The organism is Massilia sp. TS11 (assembly GCF_022012445.1).
Lineage (GTDB): Bacteria > Pseudomonadota > Gammaproteobacteria > Burkholderiales > Burkholderiaceae_D > Telluria.
The window spans coordinates 271,825-291,087 of record NZ_JAKLTS010000002.1 but is presented as its reverse complement, the minus strand read 5'-3'; the positions used below and the strand labels follow the sequence as shown (position 1 = coordinate 291,087).

Genomic DNA, 19,263 nt, shown 5'->3' with positions numbered 1-19,263 from the left:
CTCAGCGGAACAGGTCGAAGAATTTCTTGTCTTCGGAAAGCAGGTGGCGGCTGACGACCTCGGTGACGAGGAATTCGATCAGCGCGCTGACGGAGAGTGAACCGGCCTCGCTGGCCTCGCGCAGGGCAATCGCGCGGCTGACCAGGGCATGGTGCTGGGCCGCGTGTTCGGCCTGGCCCCGGTAGCCTAGCGAGGCCAGCAGCGCCTCCTCGTCGGCGAAATGCTTGGACAGGAAGGCCACGAAGGCCCCGAAGGCGGCATTGAAGGCCTGCGGGCTGGTCTCGACATGGGCCGCCAGGTTCAGCAGGGAATTCGCCTGGCTCAGCAGTTCCTGGTGTTCTTCGTCGATGCTCGGATTCCCGCTTGCAAAGGCCGTGGTCCAGCGCAGACGCACCAGGGAATCGCCTTTGATCGCGACCAGGCCCGGCACTTGCTGGGCACCGGCAAACAGCACCACGGCATTGCGCCCGCCGCGCTTGGCATCGTACATGGCCTCGTCGCCATATTTGAGCAGATCGCGCGCATTGTCGGCGTGATCGGGGTAGATCGCGACGCCAATGCTTGAAGAAATATCGAGTACGGTGCCGTTTGGCATGACAAACGGGCGCTCGAGCGCCTGCCGGATGCGCTCGGCCACCTGGAGCGCGTCGGTCACCAGATCGGCATTCGGCAGCAGCACGATGAATTCGTCGCCGCCGATGCGCGCGGCCGTATCCGAACCGCGCAGGCAGCTCAGCAGGCGGGAGGCCACGTCCCGCAACAGCCAGTCGCCGGCATCGTGGCCGTGCACATCATTGACCTGCTTGAACTTGTCGAGGTCGATAAACAGCAGGGCCAGGCGGCGCGCCTCGCGCTGGGCGCGGCCAATGGCCTGCTCCATGCGGTCTTCCAGCAGGCGCCGGTTGGGCAGGCTGGTCAGACGGTCGTAATAGGCCATCTGGTCGAGCTGCTGCTGGATGGTTTTCTGCTCGGTCAGGTCATAGTTCACGCCGACCATGCGCAGCGGCCGGCCGTGGGCGTCAAAGCTGGTGTGCGAGACCGCCTTCAGATAGCGCAGCGAAGCGTCCGGCCAGATCACGCGGAATTCGGCGCAGTAGTCGCGCTCGCCGCGCAGGGCGGCCTGAATTTCTTGCTCCAGACGGGGCCGGTCGTCCGGATGGACGGTCGCGCTCCAGGCTTCGTAGGCGCCGCTGAAGTCCTGTTCGTTGATGCCGTACAGGCGGTACATCACCTTGTCCCAGACCAGCTTGTTGCTGACGATGTCCCAGTCCCAGACGCCGACGATGCCGGCCGAGGCGGCCGCTTCCAGCCGCTCCTTCGATTCGCTGATGGCGCGCTCGGCCTGCTTGCGCTCGCTGATGTCGATGGCCCAACCCATCAGGCCTTCGGCCCCGCCGTGCACAAACGGCACATAGGTCATCAGCATGTCGCGCTCGGCGCCGCCGGCGCCGCGCAGGCGCATCTCGCAACCGCTGACGACGCCATCGCGCCGGATGCGCTCCATCAGGCCGGCGCGGTCTTCGGGACGCAGGTAGATGGCCTCAGCCTGGTCGCCGGGGGCAATGTCGAACATCGCGCGGAAGGCCGGATTCGCGTAGCTGAACACGCCATTGGTCGTGAAGGCCATCCCGACCGGGCTGGAATCGATCAGCTTCTGGGTCGCCTCCTGCTGCTGGGCGATCAGGCGCGCGCTGGCCTTCTGTTCGGTAATGTCCTCGATCCAGCTCAGCACGCCCGTCTCGCCCTCATAGGTGATCGGCATATAGGTGGCGCGCATGTCGCGCACCTGGCGCTGCTTGTCGTACATGCGGATTTCGCGGTTCTGCGCGATGCCTTCGCGCGCCAGCACATCCAGAATCGCGCTGCGCGCCTGCAGATCGACGAAAAGCTGGCGCGCATCATCGCCGGACTGGATGCCGAAGGTTTCGGCGCACTTGCGGTTCACAAAGCGCATGGTGTCGTTGACGCTGATGCCGACACTGACGGGGCTCTTGTCAAGGATCGTCTGCAGCAGCGCCTTCTGCGAGGCCATTTCCCATTCGGCGCGCTTCTTCTCGGTGATATCGCGCACGATACCCTGCAACATCGGGCGGCCGTCGAGTTCCAGGCGGCTGAGCTTCACATCGGCGACGAAGTGGCGGCCGTCGTCGAGGCGCTGCAGCGTCCATTCAAAATGGCTGCTGCCCTTGGTAAAAGCTTCGTCGATGTACTGGCGCGACAAGGCCTGCGGATCGCCCCCGCCCGGCTGCGCCGGCGCCGACAAGTCCTCCGGATGCAGGCGGCAGAAGGCTTCCTTCGATGGCAGTCCAAACACCGACAGGGTGGCGCCATTGCAATCGAGGAAGTTATCGCCGTCGAGCAGCATGATGGCGTCGGTCGAGCTTTCATACAGCGCGCGCAGCTTGGACTCCGAACGCGTCTGGGCCTCGGTGGCCTTGAGCAGCTCGGTGATGTCATGGAACACGACCAGGCGCAGCAGCTTGCTGTCCTCGCCGACGACGGCCGCTTCGCCCTCGATCACGCGCACGCTGCCGTCCTTGCAGGTGATATTTACCCGCATCGGCTGGAACGGGTGCTGCAGGCGGTCCGATTCGGCCAGGCGCGCCTCCCAGGTCTGGCGCACCTGCGCGCGGTAGGCCGGATCGGGGTAGGCGCGGCCCCACCAGGCGTCGAGCGTGGGCACATCCTCGAGCGTGTAGCCGAAGGTGCGCACGAAGGCGGCGTTCAGATAGGTGACGCGCTGGCTCAAGGTGAACATCGCGGTCGGCACCGGCGAGGCTTCGATGCTGGCGCGCAGGCGCTGCTCGCTCTTGGCCAGTTCTTCGGTGCGGGCGGCGATGCGGGTTTCCAGCTCCGCGTTCAGGCGGCGCAGATGATCGGCCGATTGCTGCTGGCGCAGGCGGTCCATGCCATTGTCGGCCAACATCGAGGCCAGCTGCGCGTACAGGCTGGTCACGGCTTCGACACGCTCGACCGGCACCACCGGCACTTCAGCGATGGCGGACAGGTAGTGGACCTCATCGAACCCAGCGGCCTTGGCGCGCTGGCGGAAGGCCTCCATGTCGGGCGGCTGGGTCAGGAACTGGCCGGTGAACACATTCGCCACGTGCACGCCGTCGACGATGATCGGAGCGGCCGTATCGACCAGGCCATTCAGGCAGTTGTAGACGGCATATGGCTCGCCGCGCGTCATGCGCTGGGCCAGCGCCGTATCGCTGGCGATGCAGCGGCTACAGGTCTCGGGATTTTTGCGATGGAAGTCCTGGCATGCGCGCTGCCAGCCCGCCTGCGCCAGCACCACGCCATTCGTGTCGATGACCGCATTGGCGATCCCGATCACCCGATGGAAGCTCTGCATCAGCGCCTGCAGCTTGTCGAGGTCGACCAGGTCGGCGTACTGAATGGGGGGCGGGGCGTTCATCGGCATGCATTTACAAAAATTATCCAGAGCGCGGCCAACTCAGCCCGCCACGCGGGCCTCAGCGGCATGCCTAGCCGGGCTTGGTGGAGCGGAGGAGGATCGAACTCCCGACCTTCGCATTGCGAACGCGACGCTCTCCCAGCTGAGCTACCGCCCCAACAGCGCCTCATTGTAATCAAAAACCCGGTTGGCGCGTCAAGCCCTGTTGCAACGATGTCAAACCGACACGCTAGTTGTAATTCTTTACAATCAATTACAAGCATCCTACACTGACGCCGATTTTTCCGCGAGCGTCCGTCGCTCTGCTCTGTTGTTCAGTGCGCATTACCAGCATTCACCGTGAGGTCATCATGCCATTGCTTCTGAACTTGAAAATCGGCAGCCGTCTGAGCCTGGCCTTCGCCGCCCTGGTCGCGCTCCTGCTCATCATCATTCTGATCGGCGTGCGCGGCATGCACAGCATCGATGGCAGCACCGACATCATCGTGCACGACCGCTTCGTCAAGGTCACGGCGGCGCATACGATCGAAAACGAAGTCAACCGTCAGAGCCGGGCCCTGCGCACGGCCATCATCGCCACCGATCCAGGCGTCGTGCGCGCCGAACTGGACAAGATCGCGGCCTCCGTGCCCCAGATCGCCCGCGCACTCGAGCAGCTCGACGCCAGCGTCCACACCGATGAAGGCAAGGCCGCCCTGCGCGCCATGCAGGCGGCGCGCAGCCGCTTCCTGCAGCAGGAAGAACGCGTGCTGGCCCTGATCCGCGCCGGCGACAGCGCGGGCGCCAGCGCCCTGCTGCTGAGCGAGCTGATTCCAGTCCAGAACGACTACCTGCAGGCGATCGAGAAGTTCGCCGACGGCCAGGCCCATGGTCTGGTGCGCTTCGGCGAGGAAGCCAAGGCCCTGGGCGCGGCCACCATCGGCTGGATGATCGGCCTGGGCGCGCTGGCCGTGCTGCTGTCGGTCGTCACCGCGCTGCTCGTGGTGCGCTCGATCGTGCCGCCGCTGCGCGCCGCCGTGCGCATCGCCGAAAACGTCGCCCAGGGCGACCTGAGCGCATCGATCGAGGTGGTTGGCCAGGACGAAACGGCGCAGCTGCTGGCCGCATTGAAGGACATGAACGGCGGCCTGTCGGCCATCGTCAGCCAGGTGCGCAGCGGTACCGAGTCGATCCTGACCGGCACCAGCGAGATCGCCAATGGCAGCATGGACCTGTCGGCGCGCACCGAACGCCAGGCCGGCTCGCTGGAAGAGACGGCGTCCTCGATGGAGGAGCTGACCGCCGCCGTCAAACAGAGCGCGGCCCATGCGCGCGAAGCCGATGCGCTGGCCACCTCGGCGCGCGCGGTCGCCGAGCGCGGCGGCCAGGTGGTGGCGCAGGTGGTGACGACGATGGCGGCGATCGAGGCCTCGGCGCGCCGCATCGTCGACATCATCAGCGTCATCGACGGGATCGCGTTTCAAACGAATATCCTGGCCCTGAACGCGGCGGTGGAAGCCGCACGCGCCGGCGAGCAGGGGCGCGGCTTCGCGGTCGTGGCGGGCGAAGTGCGCACGCTGGCGCAGCGCTCGGCCGCCGCCGCCAAAGAGATCAAGGCCCTGATCGACGACTCGGTCGCCAAGGTCGATGACGGCAGCGCCCTGGTCCACCAGGCCGGCGCGACGATGGCCGATGTGGTCAGCAGCATCCAGCGCGTCACCGCCATCATGGCCGAGATCGCCAGCTCGAGCGGCGAGCAGGAAGCCGGCATCGACCAGATCAACCACGCGGTCGTCGAGATGGATAGCGTGACCCAGCAGAACGCGGCCCTGGTCGAACAATCGGCCGCCGCGGCCGCGACCTTGCAGGACCAGGCCAATCAGCTCAGCCAGATGGTCCAGCGCTTCCGCCTGAGCGCCCCCGCGGCGGCGCCAGCGCCGGCCGCAGCGCGCCCGCAACTGGCGCTGGTCAGCGCCTGAACGGCTGCCTCAGACGGTCGCCTGCCAGGCCGGGCTGGCTTCCACCCGGCCGAACCAGGCCAGGATGTGCGGATAGTCTTCGAGCGGAATGCGCGCCTCGCGCCAGACATTCAGGGCCGCCGCCAGCGCATAGTCGGCCAGGCCGAGGCTGTCGCCGCAGACCCAGGTCTGGCGCGTCAGCTGCTGCTCGAGCACCTGGGCGAACTGGCTGAACTGGGCGGCGCCGCGCGCCAGTTCATTCAGGTCGGCCGGGCCACGGCCGGTGCGCTGCTTCCACAGGTTCTCCCAGGTCAGGATGCTGACGGCCGGCTGCCAGTGCTGGGCCGACCAGAACAGCCAGCGCGTGACGTCGGCGCGCGCTTGCAGGCCAGCCGGCAGCAGGCTCTGGACCGGGGCGCGCTCGCACAGGTAGAGCATGATGGCGTGCGACTCGGTCAGCAGAAAACCGTCGTCGGCGAGCACCGGCACCTTGTTGTTGGGGTTCAGTTCCAGCAGGCGGCGGCGCGCATCGGCGTCCATCAGATCGACGAATTCGAGCTCGAGCGGCAGGCCCAGGGCGTGGGCGGCCAGACGTACGCGGCGGGCATTGGCGGAACCGGGGTGGTAGTACAGTTTCATGGAAGTCTCCTTGCGGTGTTGAGGCTTCCATTCTCGCGGCCGGGCGCGACAGATTCTGTCAGGAGTCTTCGCTGATGCCTTCCTGCTGGCGCCAGGCGGCCAGCAGGGCCTGGCGGCGCTCGGGATAGCGCTCGTCCAGCAGCTCGGCGCGTTCGATGCGGTCGATGCGGAAGTAGCGCCGCTCCTGGCGCAGCTCGCACCAGGCGGCCAGCAGGCGCTTGCCCTGGAAGAAGGCGAGTGCGAATGGCCACAAGGTGCGCTCGCTGCTGCGTCCCTGCTCGTCGCGGTAGGCGATGCGCAGCTTGCGCTCCTCGCGGATGGCGCGCCGCGCCGGGGCCACGAAGGGGTCGCTGTGCGGCTGCTCGAACACCGGCACCCACAGGCTGGTCTGGGCCAGGTGCTCGCGCAGGTCGCGCGGGCTGGCCGTGGCCACCTTGGCCAGCACCTGTTCGGCCGCCTGCGCCAGTTCCGGGTCGCCCTGCTTGCGCACCCAGCGCGCGCCCAGCACCAGGGCTTCGAGTTCGTCGGCGTTGAACATCAGCGGCGGCAGGAACAGACCGGCGCGCAGCTGGAAGCCGACACCGGCGGCGCCATCGACGGGCGCACCCAGTTCAGCGAGCATACGCAGATCGCGGTAGATGGTGCGTTCGGAGACGCCCATGCGCTCGGCCAGATAGGCGGCCGTGACCGGACGCCGGTGCGCGCGCAGCACGTCCATCAGCTGGAACAGACGGCCGCTGCGGCTCACGGGCGCGGCGGCGGCTCCAGCCGCAGCAAGGGGTCGAGCGCCTGCCACACAGCCTGCGGCTGCAGCGCGCGCATGCAGTTCTGGTGGCCGAGCGGGCATTCGCGCTGGCGGCAGGGCGCGCAATCGAGGCGCAGCGACAGCGCCAGCGCATGCTCGGCCAGCGGCGGCGCATGATCGGGATCGGTCGGGCCGTACAGGCCGAGCACCGGGCGGTTCAGGGCGGCGGCCACGTGCAGCAGGCCGGAGTCGTTGGCGACCATGGCGCGCGCGCCGGCGATCAGGGCGATGGCCTGATCGAGCGTGGTCTGGCCGGCCAGGCTGCGCACATTCGGCCCCTGGATCTGGGCGCAGGTATCGGCATCCTTGGGGGAACCGAGCAGCAGCACCTGGCCCTGGATCTCGGCGGCCAGGCGGGCGAAGTGTTCGGGCGGCCAGCGCTTGGCGCCGCCGAATTCCGCGCCCGGCGCGAAGCACACATAGGGCTGACCGGGCGCGAGGCCGGCCTTGGCCTTGGCAGCCGCCTGGGCGACCGGATCGACCACCAGGCGCGGGCGCGGCAGGCTGGCGGCCAGCGGCGCATCGGGCGCCTCGGCCAGGGCCGCGTAGAACGGCACCATCGGGCGCGGCGGCACCGCATCGTGGTGCATCACATTGATCAGGCCATAGCGCGATTCGCCCTTGTAGCCAACGCGCTGGCGGATCCCGGCGAACCAGGGCAGCAAGGCATATTTGAGGGTATTCGGCAGCACATAGGCGGCCGCGTAGCCGCGCGCGCGCAGCACCTTCCCGTAGCGCCAGCGTTCGCGCAGCTGCAGCGGACCGTGGCGGAACGGCGTGGTCAGCACCTCGGCCACTTCGGCCACGGCGCGCCAGACCGGGGCCACGGCGGGCGGGGCCAGCACGTCGATCAGGCAGTCCGGATCGGCCGCGCGCAGACGCGCCAGCAGCGGCTGGGCCATGACGGCGTCGCCGATCCAGTTGGGCGAGATGATCAGGAGGCGGCGCATGGGGTCTCGTCGGCGAACTGCAGGTGATACAGCTTGGCGTAGATGCCGCCGCGCGCCAGCAGTTCCTCGTGGCGGCCGATTTCGGCGATGCGGCCCTGATCGAGCACCACGATGCGGTCGGCCCGCTCCACCGTCGACAGGCGGTGCGCGATGACCAGGGTGGTGCGCCCGGCCATCAGTTCGTCGAGCGCGGCCTGCACGGCGCGCTCGGATTCGTTATCGAGCGCCGACGTGGCTTCATCCAGAATCAGGATCGGCGCATCCTTGTAGATGGCGCGCGCAATCGCGACGCGCTGGCGCTGCCCGCCCGACAGGCGCATGCCGTTTTCGCCGATGCGCGTCTCGAGGCCGTCCGGCAGGCCGGCCACCACCTCGCTCAGATGGGCCGCACGCACGGCCGCGGCCAGGCGCTCGGGGTCGGGCGCCGCCTCGCCGTAAGCGATGTTGGCGCGCAGCGTGTCGTCGAACAGCACCACGTTCTGGCTGACCATGGCCAGCTGGGCGCGCAGGCTGGCGTAGCGCAGGTCTTCGTAGGGGACATCGTCGAGCACCAGGCGCCCGCTGCTCGGATGGTAGAAGCGCGTGACGAGGTTGACCAGGGTCGACTTGCCGCCGCCCGAAGCGCCGACCAGGGCCAGAGTCTCGCCCGGTGCGATCTCCAGATCGATGCCGCTCAGGGCCGGGCGCTCGGCATTCGGATACTGGAAGCCGACGCCCTCGAAGCGCAGATGGCCGCGCGCGCGCGCCAGCGTGCGGGTGCCGGTGTCTTCCTCGACCGGCGCGTCGATCATGCCGAACACCGTCTCGGCCGCGACCAGGCCGCGCTGCCACGGGCCATTGACTTCGACCAGGGACTTGAGCGGCGCCAGCAGCATCAGCATCGAGGTGATATAGGCCGTGAATTCGCCGGCCGTCATGTGGGCCTGAATCGCCAGCACCACCACCACCGCCACCGCCACCGCGGTGACGATCTGGGTGATCGGCTGGGTGGCGGCAAAGGCCACCGTCATGCGCTGCGAGAAGCCGCGCAGGGCCTCACTGCGCTGCTCGAAGCGCGCCTTTTCATAGGCCTCGCCGGAGAACACGCGGATCACCTGATGGCCGCGCGCGGCCTCCTCCACCACCTGGGTCATCTCGGCCGTCACGCGCTGGTTTTCGCGGTTCAGGCGGCGCAGACGGCCGGTGGTCAGGCGCACGATGATGGCCGTGGTCGGCACGATGGCGGCGGCCACGATGGTCAGGCGCCAGTTCAGCCAGAGCAGGGTCCAGAACAGGCCGACCACCACCAGCGCATCGCGCACAAAGGCGAGGAAGACCGAGTTGATCATGTCCACCACCTGGCGCGAGTCGTTGATGATGGTGTTGATCATCTTGCCGGTCGACTCGTTGTGGAAGTGGCCGACGGGCAGGCGCAGCAGGCGGCCGAACATGGCGCGCCGCAGGTCATTGAGCAGGCGCGTGGTGACCCAGTTGTTCAGGTAGGCGGTGGAGAAGGTGAAAACGCCGCGCAGCACGAAGATGAACAGCAGGATGGCCGGCACCAGCCACAGATTGAATTCGGCCCGGTTCGGGCCAAAGCCGCGGTCGATCAGGGCCTGCATGGCGCGCACCAGCATCGGCTGGGTGCTGGCCGTGCCCGCCATGGCCAGCAGCGACAGCAGGGCACGCCCGCGATAGGGTTTGAGCGCGCCCAGAAGACGCCGGATCACGGCATTATTGTCCATCATCGGTAATGATCACCAGCCCCATGCAAATGAAAACCAGCAGCGCATAGCACAGGCTGGCGTTGACCGACCAGAAGATCACCTCGGTCAGACCAAAGCCGAGGTAAGCGCTGACCACAAACAGGCCGGCCAGGGCCAGGGCCGCACGCTGCGCCCCCGGCCGCAGGCGGCCATCCAGCGATTGTACAAAAAACGCGGCCGGGACCAGCAAACTGGCCAGCCACAGCAGCAAACCGGGCACACCGCCGAGTACCAGGGCCTGCAGCGCATCGTTATGCAGATGGGGCAGGCTCAAGGCGCGCGCATCGAGCTGGCCGGCCTGGACCAGCGCAGCCATGGCCTGCTGGCGCTGCGCCTCGGTGTAGCCGCGCAGCGGGTGGTCGGCGGCCAGGGTGGCGCCGGCCTGCCACAGTTCAAAGCGCATGCCGATATGGGTGTAGACCTGGCCTTCGCGGTAGGCCTGCACATCCTCGACCACTTCGTGCAGGCGCTCGCGCATGCCGGTCTCCGGCGTCACATAGGCCAGGCCCACGGCCAGACTGCCGGCCAGCAGCAGGCCGCCGGCCACGCGCTTGCGCACGCCGGCGGCGAACACCAGGGCCACCACGGCCGCCAGCAGCAAGCCGAGCAGGCCGCCGCGGGAGCCGGTGATCAGGCTGGCCGCCAGACCGGCCAGCGCCCCGCCCAGCGCCAGCGCATTCCAGCGCCGGCCCAGACCGGCGCCCAGGGCGGCGGCCGCCACCAGGGCCAGGCACAGGGCCAGATCGCCATAGGTGATCGGATTGAGCTGGCCGCCCGGCCGATCGAGGCCGAAGGTGACCCGCTCCCAGCCGATGAACAGCAGGCCGGTCATGGCGGCGGCGATGCAGCCGCCCCAGAAGGCGCGCGCATCGGGGCGCACGGCCAGCACCAGCAGCAGCGCGCTGGCGGCGGCCAGCATGCGCACCGGCTTCTCCGCGATCGACAGGGGATCGCCGCGCACGGCCACCAGCAGCAGCATGAATCCGGCCTGCAGCGCAAAGGCCAGCACCGACCAGCGCGCCAGGCGCGGCAAGGCGGCCCAGGCGGCGCGCACGCGCGGCCACAGGGCCAGGGCGGTGAGCAGCAGCAGGAAGCTGGCGACCGAAGCGCCTTTGCGCAACAGCAGAGTCAGCACGGGGGTGCACCCCAGCAGCAGGGCGACCCAATGCTGGACAGGGCCGGCCGCGGGGTTAGCGTTATTGTTCATTCATTGCGTTGTGGGATATGCTTGCGCTCTTGGACCACCCAGTGTCACTGTATGCCGCCAGCACCGACCATTTCCCTCGTCATCACGACCTACAACCGGCCCGACGCGCTCGAGGCGGTGCTGCGTGCCTGCTTTGCGCAGGACGACAAGGATTTCGAGATCATTATCGCCGATGATGGCTCGACCGCCAACACTGCAGAGCTGGTGCAGCGCCTGGCCGCGCAGGCGCCGATGCCGCTGCGCCATGTCTGGCAGGAAGACCAAGGTTTTCGTGCCGCCATGGCGCGCAACCGCGCCACCCTGGCCGCGCGCGGCGACTACATCATCTATCTCGACGGCGACTGCGTGCCCCAGCGCGACTTCATCGCCCAGCACCGCAAGCTGGCCGCGCACGGTTTTCTGGTCTCGGGCAGCCGCGTGCTGATGTCGCAGCGCCTGACCGAACAGCTGCTGCGCACGGGCGAAGACATTGCCGGCGCCAGCGCGGCCCGCCTGCTGCGCCTGCGCCTGTCCGGCGACCTGAACAAAGTGCTGCAGGTGCTGCTGCGCTGGCCCGATGCCGGGCGCGAACGGCGCCGCTTCTCCTGGCGCCGCATCAAGAGCTGCAATCTGGCCGTGTGGCGCCAGGACCTGCTGACCGTGAACGGTTTCGACGAAAGTTTTACCGGCTGGGGCCACGAGGATTCCGACCTCGTGGTGCGCCTGTTCCATGCGGGCGTGCTGCGCAAGGACGGCGCCCTCGCCACCGAGGTATTCCACCTGTGGCACCGCGAAGCCCAGCGCGACCAGGAAAGCAGTAACCGCCAGATCGTGCTGCAGCGCGCCGCCGATGGCACCGTGCGCGCCATCCGCGGCCTTGCCGAACACCAACAAGACTGAACACCATGGGACTGTACCGACTTCTGCTGGCCGCGATGGTGGCCATTTCCCACATGGGCATCAGCGTCGCCGGCTATAACCCGGGCGTCGTGGCCGTGATCTCGTTTTTCCTGCTGAGCGGCTATGTGATGACCCTGCTGGTCGACAAGCACTACCGCCGGCCCGGGGCGATCGGCGACTTCTACAAGGACCGGGCCGCGCGCCTGTTCCCCCAGTTCCTGTTCTACATGGGCCTGACGACCGTGCTCGTGTATGCGCTCGGTTTCGAATCGATCTTTCTGAACGCGCTGACGCCGTTCAAGGTGCTGCTCAACTTCCTGATGCTGCCCCAGGGCTTCTTCATGCTGTGGGCCGATGGCGCGCTGATCATTCCGCAGACCTGGTCGCTCGGGCTCGAGCTGTGCTTCTACCTGGTGTTCCCCTGGATCCACCTGTATGCAAGCGCGCGCCAGCGCAATCTGCTGGCCGGCCTGTCCTTCCTGGTGTTCCTGGCCGCGTACTTTGGCAAGCTGCATTCCGACTTCTTCGGTTACCGCCTGCTGCCGGGCACGCTCTACATGTTCCTGGCCGGTTCCGCCTTCGCCGCGCGCGACGCCGGCAGCCGCCTGTACCGTTGGGCCGTGTTTGGCGCCGGCGTCCTGCTGTTCGTCTGGGCCTGGCTGCACGAGCCGCTCTACCAGACCCCGTTCAACAAGGAAGTCCTGCTCGGCCTGCTGATCGGCCTGGGCTTCCTGGCCGTGGCGAGCGGGCGCCGCTTTTCCGATCTGGACGAATTCCTCGGCAACCTCAGCTATGGCATTTTCCTCAACCACTTCCTCGTGATCTGGCTGATGAACAAATACCTGGGCGTCAAGGAGTTCCACGCGCGCGAGGCCCTGCTATGCCTGGGCATCTCAGCCGTATTCGCGCTCGGCAGCTACTTCCTGATCGAGCGCCCCGCCCTCGCCTGGCGCCGCCAGTTCCGCAAATAAAAATCGGGGTCAGACCCCATTTTTCCGCCCGGATAAATGGGGTCTGACCCCGATTTATCTGGCCGGAAAGGCTAGGCGGTCGAGGATGGCGGCGATGTGGCTGCTCACGGCGGCGATCGAAAAGCCGTGTATCGTATCGGGGTTGTCGCTCAGGATGGTGGCTGCGGCGCTGCTGCGCGGGCCCCATTGCGTGGCCTTGACGCCATTGTTCTGGTAGATGCCGATGACCGGCACGTCGTAGGCGCTGGCGATGTGGATCAGGGCCGTGTCGGGACTGATCACGAGGCGTGCGTCATGGCACAGGCGGAACAGCGCGCCCAGCTGGCCGTCGGTGTTGACCAGCTGGCCGATGCCGGTGCGCTGCACCAGCGCCTGCATCGACGCCGCGCTGGCATCGGTGCAGCTGATCAGAATCTCGTGCCCGGTCGCCGCGCCCTTGACGGCGCGCAGCAGCTGTTCGGCCTCGGGCGCGGACAGGGTGCGCTCGGCATCGGCCGCGCACAGGTTCACCAGCACATAGGGCGGCCGCGCCACAGCCGGCGCAAGCGGATAGCGCAGCGTGTAGTGCAGCGGCGGCACCGGGCGGCCCAGCTGGCGCAGGGCTTCGGCGCAGTCTTCGATCTTGTGGTGCGGCGGGCCGCTGAGAAAGGCGCGCAGGTCGATCACCTTGCGCGGCCGGGCCAGCCACAGCAGCAGCTTGTTCTTCTCTTTGCGCAGGGGCAGCCAGGTGACGATGGCGTCAAAGCGCTCGCGCCGCAGCGCCAGCCCGAGACGCACGGTGTCGCCCCAGCCGGGCCGCTCGACCGGCCAGACGCGCGTAATGCGCGGATCGTGGCGCCAGAAGTCGAGCGTGGCGCCGCGCGCCGTCACATGCAGTTCGGCGTCGGCCAGGGCCGCGGCAAACGCGGTGTTAACGATGGCGTCGCCCAGCTTGCCATCCTGCGACAGGAAAAGGATCTTCATCAGTATTCGACCGCGACCTCTTGCGCGCCCAGCATCTGCTCGAGCGCGAGCTTCAATTCATCCGACGGCGCCACGCGCCAGTCGTCCCCGAGCTGCAGCTGGCATTCCACGCCCTGCGGCCGCACCTTGACGGCGCACTGCAGGCCATTCGCTTCGACGTGCGGCTTGAGCACTTCGGCCACGCGGTGCGCGGGCACGCTGGCGGGCAGGGTCCAGTTGTAGCGCACCCCGTAGTGAATGCGCGCGCTGACCATGTCGAACACCTTGTCGGCCGTGATGCGCAGCCCGCCGGTGAAGCGGTCCTCGGACACCTTGCCGACCACGGCGAGGAATTCGTCTTCCTTGAAGATCTTCTTGTGCGCTTCGAACAGCTCGCCGTAGATGGTGACTTCAACCACCGCAGTCTTGTCGTCCAGGGTCACGATCAGAATTTTGCCGCGCTGGGTCATCTGGGTGCGCAGGCCGGTGATCACGCCGCACAGCATGCGCACGTCGCGCGCCGGTTCGAGTTCGGACAGCTTGGTGCGCGCGAACTTGCGCGCCTCGCGCGCGTAGGCGTCGAACATGTGGCCGGACAGGTAGAAGCCGAGCGCGGTCTTTTCCTCGGCCAGCTTCTGCTTGTCGGTGAACGGGATCGCCTTCACGTAGTCGGGCGGCGCCACCAGCGAATCGTCGTCGCCGAACAGGCTGACCTGGTTGGCCGCGGCCTGCTCCTGGTCGGCGCATTCGATCGCGAAGCCGACGCTGGCCAGCAGCACGGCGCGGTCGACGCCGAGGCAGTCCATGGCGCCGGCGCGGATCAGCGATTCGATCGTGCGGCGGTTGATCTGCTTGCGGTCGACGCGGCGGCAGAAGTCGAACAGGTCGGTGAACGGCCCGCCCTCCTGGCGCGCGGCGATGATGGCCTCGATCGCGCCCTGCCCCGCCCCTTTGACGGCGCCCAGGCCATAGCGAATCTGGCCGACCTGCTTGCCGGTCTGCGAACGCGGCTCGCCCACGGGCACAAAGCGGAACTGCGACTGGTTGATATCGGGCGGCAGAATCGCCAGGTTGCAGACGTCAATCGAATCCTCGACCAGCACCTTCACCTTTTCGGTGTCTTCCATCGCCAGCGACATGTTGGCTGCCATGAAGGCGGCCGTGTGGTGCGCTTTCAGGAAGGCCGTGTAGTAGGACAGCAGCGCGTAGGCGGCGGCGTGCGACTTGTTGAAGCCGTAGCCGGCGAACTTCTCCATCAGGTCGAAGATCTCGTCGGCCTTTTCCTCATTCAGGCCGCCCTTGGCCGCGCCCTCGCGGAAGATCAGGCGGTGCTGGGCCATCTCCTCGGGCTTTTTCTTACCCATCGCGCGGCGCAGCATGTCGGCGCCGCCCAGCGTGTAGCCGCCGATGATCTGGGCCATCTGCATCACCTGCTCCTGATACACCATGATGCCGTAGGTCTCGGCCAGGATGCCTTCGGTGCGCGGATCGGGGTATTCGAATTTTTCGCCGTGTTTGCGCTTGCAGAAGTCGGGGATCAGGTCCATCGGCCCCGGACGGTACAGCGCCACCAGGGCGATGATGTCCTCGAAGCGGTCGGGCCGCGCGTCCTTCAGCATGCCTTGCATGCCGCGCGATTCAAGCTGGAAGATGGCGACCGTTTTGGCCTTGCACAGCAGGTCGTAGGAGGCGCGGTCGTCGAGCGGCAGCTTGGCCAGATCGAAGTCGGCATCGGCCGGATCGAGCGCGCGGATGTACTGCACGGCGCGGTTCAGAATCGTCAGCGTGGTCAGGCCCAGGAAGTCGAACTTCACGAGGCCGACGGCTTCGACATCGTCCTTGTCGTACTGCGAGACGACGCCAGCATCGCCGCCCTGGGTGTAGAGCGGACAGAAGTCGGTGAGCTTGCCAGGGGCGATCAACACGCCGCCGGCGTGCATGCCGATGTTACGCGTGATGCCTTCGACCTGCTGCGACAGGTCGAGCAGCTGGCGCACCTCCTCCTCGTTCTCCTGGCGCTCCTTGAGCAGCGGCTCCTCTTCGAGCGCATCGGCGATGGTCACCTGCTTGCCCGGTTTGAAGGGGATCAGCTTGGACACGCCATCGCAGAAGTTGTAGCCCATGTCGAGCACGCGGCCGACGTCGCGGATCGCGCCCTTGGCCGCCATCGTACCGAAGGTGGCGATCTGGGACACGGCGTCCTTGCCGTACAGGTCCTTCACGTGCTGGATGACGCGGTCGCGCCCCTCCTGGCAGAAGTCGATGTCGAAGTCGGGCATCGAGACGCGCTCGGGATTGAGGAAGCGCTCGAACAGCAGGTTGTAGGCGAGCGGATCGAGGTCGGTGATCAGCAGCGCATAGGCCACCAGCGAGCCCGCGCCCGAGCCCCGGCCGGGGCCGACCGGCACACCGTTCTCCTTGGCCCACTGGATGAACTCCGCCACGATCAGGAAGTAACCGGGGAAGCCCATCTTGATGATGGTATTGAGTTCGAACTCGAGCCGTTCGTCGTAGCGCGGGCGCTTGGCCGCGCGCACCTCGGGATCAGGGAACAGGTGCAGCAGGCGCTTTTCCAAGCCCTCTTTCGACTGCTGGACCAGATAGTCCGAGATCGGCATGCCGCCCGGCGTGGGGAAGTTCGGCAGCTTGGGTTTGCCCAGTTCCAGCGTCACGTTGCAGCGCTTGGCGATTTCGACCGAGTTGGCCAGGGCGCCCGGCAGATCGGCGAACAGCTCGGCCATCTCGGCCTGGGTCTTGAAGTGCATCTGCTCGTTGAAGCGGCGCACGCGCTTGGCATTGGCCAGCATCTCGCCTTCCGCGATGCAGACGCGCGCCTCGTGGGCGATGAATTCCGACTGCTGCAGGAACTGCACCTGATGGGTGGCCACCACCGGCAGGCCGAGGCGGCCGGCCAGGGCGACCGAGTGGCGCACCTGCAGTTCCTGGTTCGGCTGGCCGCAGCGCTGGATCTCGACGTAGAAGTGGTCGGGGAAGATGCGCGCCCAGCGCGCCGCGCAGGCTTCGGCCAGCTCCGGATTGCCGTTGTCGATGGCCTGGCCGATATCGCCGAACTGGGCGCCGGACAGCACGATCAGGTGGCCCGGGTCCTGGGCCGCGTATTTTTCCAGCCATTCGGCGCGCAGCTCGGCGCGCCCCTTGTACTGGTTGGTCAGCCAGGCGTCGGCCATCAGTTCGCACAACTGCAGATAGCCGGTGCGGTCCTTGGCCAGAATCAGCAGGCGGCCCGGCTTGTCGCGGTTGTCGTCATTGCTGATCCAGGCGTCCACGCCCACCACCGGCTTGATGCCCTTGCCGCGCGCCGCCTTGTAGAAGCGCACCAGGCAGAACATATTGGCCAGATCGGTCACGGCCAGGGCCGGCTGGCGGTCCTTGGCGGCGGCCGCCACCAGGTCGTCGATACGGACCAGGCCGTCGACAATGGAATACTCGGAGTGAACGCGCAGGTGGACGAAGGATGGAGAGCTCATCCGGCTATTTTACCGCGAGCCGGGCGCGCCGGCGGCGCTATAATGGCAGGTTCGGAAAAGGAAAACCCATGTCGCACGCCGCCCCCTACGTCAACATCGCCGCCTATAAATTCATCAGCTTCGATGACACGCAAGCCCAACGCCCGCGCTACCAGGATATCTGCGCCCGCCTCGGTCTGAAGGGCACGATTCTGCTGACGCCGGAAGGCATCAATATGTTCCTGTCGGGGACGCAGGCGGCCATCGGCGAGTATCTGGACTGGCTGCGCAGCGATGCGCGCTTTGCCGATATCGAGGTCAAGTACAGCTATTCGCGCGAGCAGTCGCACAAGCGCATGCTGGTGAAGCTGAAGCAGGAAATCATCACCATGCGCATGCCCTTGATTAAGCCCGAGGAAGGCCGCGCCCCGAGCGTCGATGCGCAGACCCTGAAACGCTGGCTCGATGCCGGCGTCGACGACGCGGGCCGCCCGGTGGTGATGCTCGATACGCGCAATGACTATGAGGTCGACGTGGGCACCTTCCACAACACGGTCGACTACCGGCTGCAGAAGTTCACCGAGTTCCCCGAGGTGATCGCCGCGCACAAGCAGGACTTTGCCGGCAAGACCGTGGTCAGCTTCTGCACGGGCGGCATCCGCTGCGAAAAAGCCGCCATCCACATGCAGAACATCGGCATGGACCACGTCTACCAGCTCGAAGGCGGCATTCTCAAGTATTTCGAGGAAGTCGGCGGCGCCCACTACGATGGCGACTGCTTCGTGTTCGACTACCGCACGGCCCTCAATCCGCGCCTGGAGCCGACCGAAACCGTGCAGTGCTTCGCCTGCCGCGCCGTGGTCACCCCGCGCGAGCAGCTGTCGCCCGACTACGTGCTCGGCCAATCCTGCCCGCACTGCGCGCTCAAATAAAAAACCGGGGTCGGGCCCCGGTTTTTGTCAGCGGAAGAAGGCCGCGATTTCCTTGACGTCGGCTGGACCGAGCGCGCCAGCCCCGGCGCGCAAGCGCATCAGGTTCACCAGGTAGTTGAAGCGGGCCTGCGACAGGTCGCGCAGGTTCTGGAAACGCTGGGTCTGGGCATTCAGCAGATCCAGGTTGATGCGCACGCCGCCCTTGATGCTTTTCTCGGTCGCTTCCACCAGCAGCGTGGACGAGGCCACCGCCTTTTCCAGCGCCGCCACCTTGGCCGTCGAACTGACCACGGTGTCGTAGGCCTTGCGCAAATCAAGCATCACTTTGTCGACGCGCGCCTGCAGATCGGCCAGGCTCTTTTCCTTGTTAGCCACGGCCTGGCGCGCACTGGCGCTGACCGCGCCGCCCGAAAACAGCGGCACCTGGATCTGCACGCCGACACTGCGCGAGGTGGTGTCCTGGTTGTAGGTGTTGATGGTCTCGGAACTGCCCTTGCCGTAGCTGGCCACAAAATCGATGCGCGGCTGGTGGCCGGCCTTGGCGCGGGCGATCTCCTGCTGGGCAAGTTCCACCGAATAATTCTGGGCGACGATGTCGGGATTGAGGCGGCGCGCACGCTCGCTCCAGTCGCTGAACTTGTCGTCCACGGCCACGGCCTTGAAGCCCTCGGCCAGTTTGTCGACGCCGTCGACCTCCTTGCCGATGATCTGGCCCAGAGCCAGACGGGTGGCGCGCACATTGTCCTGGGCCTCGAGCACCTGGGCTTCGGCCGTATCGAGCTTGGCCTGGGTTTCCAGCACATCGGTACGGGCCGCCTCACCAGAAGCGAAGGAACGCTCATTCACCAGCTTCTGCTCGGCGTAGAAATTACGCTGGGCCGTCGAGAGCCGCAACTGCTCTTCCGCAAACAGGGCCTCGATGTAGGCGCCGACCAGGCGCAGGATCAGATCCTGCGCACGGCTGGCGAATACTGCATCGGACAGGTCAGCCTGCAGGCGACCCTGACGGAAGCGCGCCAGGCCTTCGTCATTGACCAACGGCTGACGCAAGCTCAGATAGGACGAACGGCTCATGTACTGCGGGTGCGTGGTACTGCGGCCATACAGGGAATCGGCCTCCTGATCGGCACGATTCCGGCTTGCCGAGTAGCTGTAAGAGAGCTGCGGCAGCAAATTGGCACGGCCCAAGGCACGATTCTCCTGACCCGCCGCGTTTTCGAATATCGCGGCGCGGTAGGTCGGGTCATTCTTCATGGCCAGTTCGAGCGCCTGCTGCAGACCGATGGCCTGCGCCATCTGGCTACCGCCCAGGGCCAGCGCCAGGCCGACAGCCAGGCGCGTGGCACGCATTGCAAAAGGTTGGCGCAT

Annotated in this window: 13 protein-coding genes and 1 tRNA gene; 4 read left to right on the top strand and 10 right to left on the bottom strand. The window is 66.8% G+C overall.

Features of this window, described 5'->3' with window-relative positions; genetic code table 11:
* Window position 1: 1 nt before the first annotated feature.
* Window positions 2-3,421, bottom strand: coding sequence for a PocR ligand-binding domain-containing protein (locus tag LZ005_RS04730; protein ID WP_237805190.1), 3,420 nt, complete (start codon window positions 3,419-3,421; stop codon window positions 2-4).
* Between the two features lie 81 nt (window positions 3,422-3,502).
* Window positions 3,503-3,578, bottom strand: a tRNA-Ala gene (locus tag LZ005_RS04725).
* A 193-nt stretch (window positions 3,579-3,771) separates the two neighbouring features.
* Here LZ005_RS04725 and LZ005_RS21745 point away from each other — a divergent pair.
* On the top strand, window positions 3,772-5,379 hold the full coding sequence (locus LZ005_RS21745; protein WP_307727772.1) for a methyl-accepting chemotaxis protein: 1,608 nt from the start codon (window positions 3,772-3,774) through the stop codon (window positions 5,377-5,379).
* A 9-nt stretch (window positions 5,380-5,388) separates the two neighbouring features.
* On the opposite strand, the gene LZ005_RS04710 is transcribed toward LZ005_RS21745, so the two are convergent.
* The 5 genes from LZ005_RS04710 to LZ005_RS04690 are packed head-to-tail and all read right to left on the bottom strand — an operon-like array spanning window position 5,389 to window position 10,704.
* Window positions 5,389-5,997: a glutathione S-transferase family protein gene (locus LZ005_RS04710; RefSeq protein WP_237805188.1), complete on the bottom strand. Its 609-nt coding sequence runs from the start codon at window positions 5,995-5,997 to the stop codon at window positions 5,389-5,391.
* Between the two features lie 58 nt (window positions 5,998-6,055).
* The gene (locus LZ005_RS04705) at window positions 6,056-6,745 is read right to left on the bottom strand and encodes a YafY family protein (RefSeq protein ID WP_237805186.1); all 690 of its coding nucleotides are present in this window, start codon (window positions 6,743-6,745) and stop codon (window positions 6,056-6,058) included.
* On the bottom strand, window positions 6,742-7,752 hold the full coding sequence (gene waaF, locus LZ005_RS04700) for a lipopolysaccharide heptosyltransferase II (protein ID WP_237805184.1): 1,011 nt from the start codon (window positions 7,750-7,752) through the stop codon (window positions 6,742-6,744). The genes LZ005_RS04705 and waaF overlap by 4 nt, the downstream gene beginning before the upstream one ends.
* Window positions 7,737-9,479: a lipid A export permease/ATP-binding protein MsbA gene (msbA, locus tag LZ005_RS04695; protein WP_373889302.1), complete on the bottom strand. Its 1,743-nt coding sequence runs from the start codon at window positions 9,477-9,479 to the stop codon at window positions 7,737-7,739. Before msbA ends, waaF begins: the two co-directional genes overlap by 16 nt.
* A complete protein-coding gene (locus tag LZ005_RS04690) occupies window positions 9,466-10,704 on the bottom strand; it encodes an O-antigen ligase (protein ID WP_237805182.1) in 1,239 nt (412 codons plus the stop codon). Before LZ005_RS04690 ends, msbA begins: the two co-directional genes overlap by 14 nt.
* 51 nt (window positions 10,705-10,755) lie before the next feature.
* Between LZ005_RS04690 and LZ005_RS04685 the strand changes: the two genes are divergently transcribed.
* Window positions 10,756-11,583 (top strand): glycosyltransferase family 2 protein, encoded by an 828-nt coding sequence (locus LZ005_RS04685; RefSeq protein WP_237805180.1) that lies wholly within the window; start codon window positions 10,756-10,758, stop codon window positions 11,581-11,583.
* A 5-nt stretch (window positions 11,584-11,588) separates the two neighbouring features.
* Window positions 11,589-12,554, top strand: a complete 966-nt coding sequence (locus LZ005_RS04680) for an acyltransferase (protein ID WP_237805178.1) — start codon at window positions 11,589-11,591, stop codon at window positions 12,552-12,554.
* A 54-nt stretch (window positions 12,555-12,608) separates the two neighbouring features.
* Here the strand turns inward: LZ005_RS04680 and LZ005_RS04675 are convergent, their stop codons facing one another.
* Together LZ005_RS04675 and dnaE are read right to left on the bottom strand one after the other, a co-directional pair.
* Entirely contained in the window at window positions 12,609-13,517 is a 909-nt protein-coding gene (locus LZ005_RS04675) for a glycosyltransferase family 9 protein (RefSeq protein WP_237805176.1), read from the bottom strand.
* Window positions 13,517-16,984, bottom strand: coding sequence for a DNA polymerase III subunit alpha (gene dnaE, locus LZ005_RS04670; protein ID WP_237805174.1), 3,468 nt, complete (start codon window positions 16,982-16,984; stop codon window positions 13,517-13,519). The genes LZ005_RS04675 and dnaE overlap by 1 nt, the downstream gene beginning before the upstream one ends.
* 68 nt (window positions 16,985-17,052) lie before the next feature.
* Between dnaE and LZ005_RS04665 the strand changes: the two genes are divergently transcribed.
* Window positions 17,053-17,895, top strand: a complete 843-nt coding sequence (locus LZ005_RS04665) for a sulfurtransferase (RefSeq protein ID WP_237805172.1) — start codon at window positions 17,053-17,055, stop codon at window positions 17,893-17,895.
* Between the two features lie 27 nt (window positions 17,896-17,922).
* Here the strand turns inward: LZ005_RS04665 and LZ005_RS04660 are convergent, their stop codons facing one another.
* Window positions 17,923-19,263, bottom strand: a complete 1,341-nt coding sequence (locus LZ005_RS04660) for a TolC family outer membrane protein (RefSeq protein WP_237805170.1) — start codon at window positions 19,261-19,263, stop codon at window positions 17,923-17,925.

Excerpts from the sequence above, each read along its gene's own strand:
- LZ005_RS04730 (WP_237805190.1), bottom strand. The coding sequence starts at position 3,421 with ATGAACGCCCCGCCCCCCATTCAGTACGCCGACCTGGTCGACCTCGAC.
- LZ005_RS21745 (WP_307727772.1), top strand. The coding sequence starts at position 3,772 with ATGCCATTGCTTCTGAACTTGAAAATCGGCAGCCGTCTGAGCCTGGCC.
- LZ005_RS04710 (WP_237805188.1), bottom strand. The coding sequence starts at position 5,997 with ATGAAACTGTACTACCACCCCGGTTCCGCCAATGCCCGCCGCGTACGT.
- waaF (WP_237805184.1), bottom strand. The coding sequence starts at position 7,752 with ATGCGCCGCCTCCTGATCATCTCGCCCAACTGGATCGGCGACGCCGTC.
- msbA (WP_373889302.1), bottom strand. The coding sequence starts at position 9,479 with ATGATGGACAATAATGCCGTGATCCGGCGTCTTCTGGGCGCGCTCAAA.
- LZ005_RS04690 (WP_237805182.1), bottom strand. The coding sequence starts at position 10,704 with ATGAACAATAACGCTAACCCCGCGGCCGGCCCTGTCCAGCATTGGGTC.
- LZ005_RS04685 (WP_237805180.1), top strand. The coding sequence starts at position 10,756 with ATGCCGCCAGCACCGACCATTTCCCTCGTCATCACGACCTACAACCGG.
- LZ005_RS04680 (WP_237805178.1), top strand. The coding sequence starts at position 11,589 with ATGGGACTGTACCGACTTCTGCTGGCCGCGATGGTGGCCATTTCCCAC.
- LZ005_RS04675 (WP_237805176.1), bottom strand. The coding sequence starts at position 13,517 with ATGAAGATCCTTTTCCTGTCGCAGGATGGCAAGCTGGGCGACGCCATC.
- dnaE (WP_237805174.1), bottom strand. The coding sequence starts at position 16,984 with ATGAGCTCTCCATCCTTCGTCCACCTGCGCGTTCACTCCGAGTATTCC.
- LZ005_RS04665 (WP_237805172.1), top strand. The coding sequence starts at position 17,053 with ATGTCGCACGCCGCCCCCTACGTCAACATCGCCGCCTATAAATTCATC.
- LZ005_RS04660 (WP_237805170.1), bottom strand. The coding sequence starts at position 19,263 with ATGCGCCAACCTTTTGCAATGCGTGCCACGCGCCTGGCTGTCGGCCTG.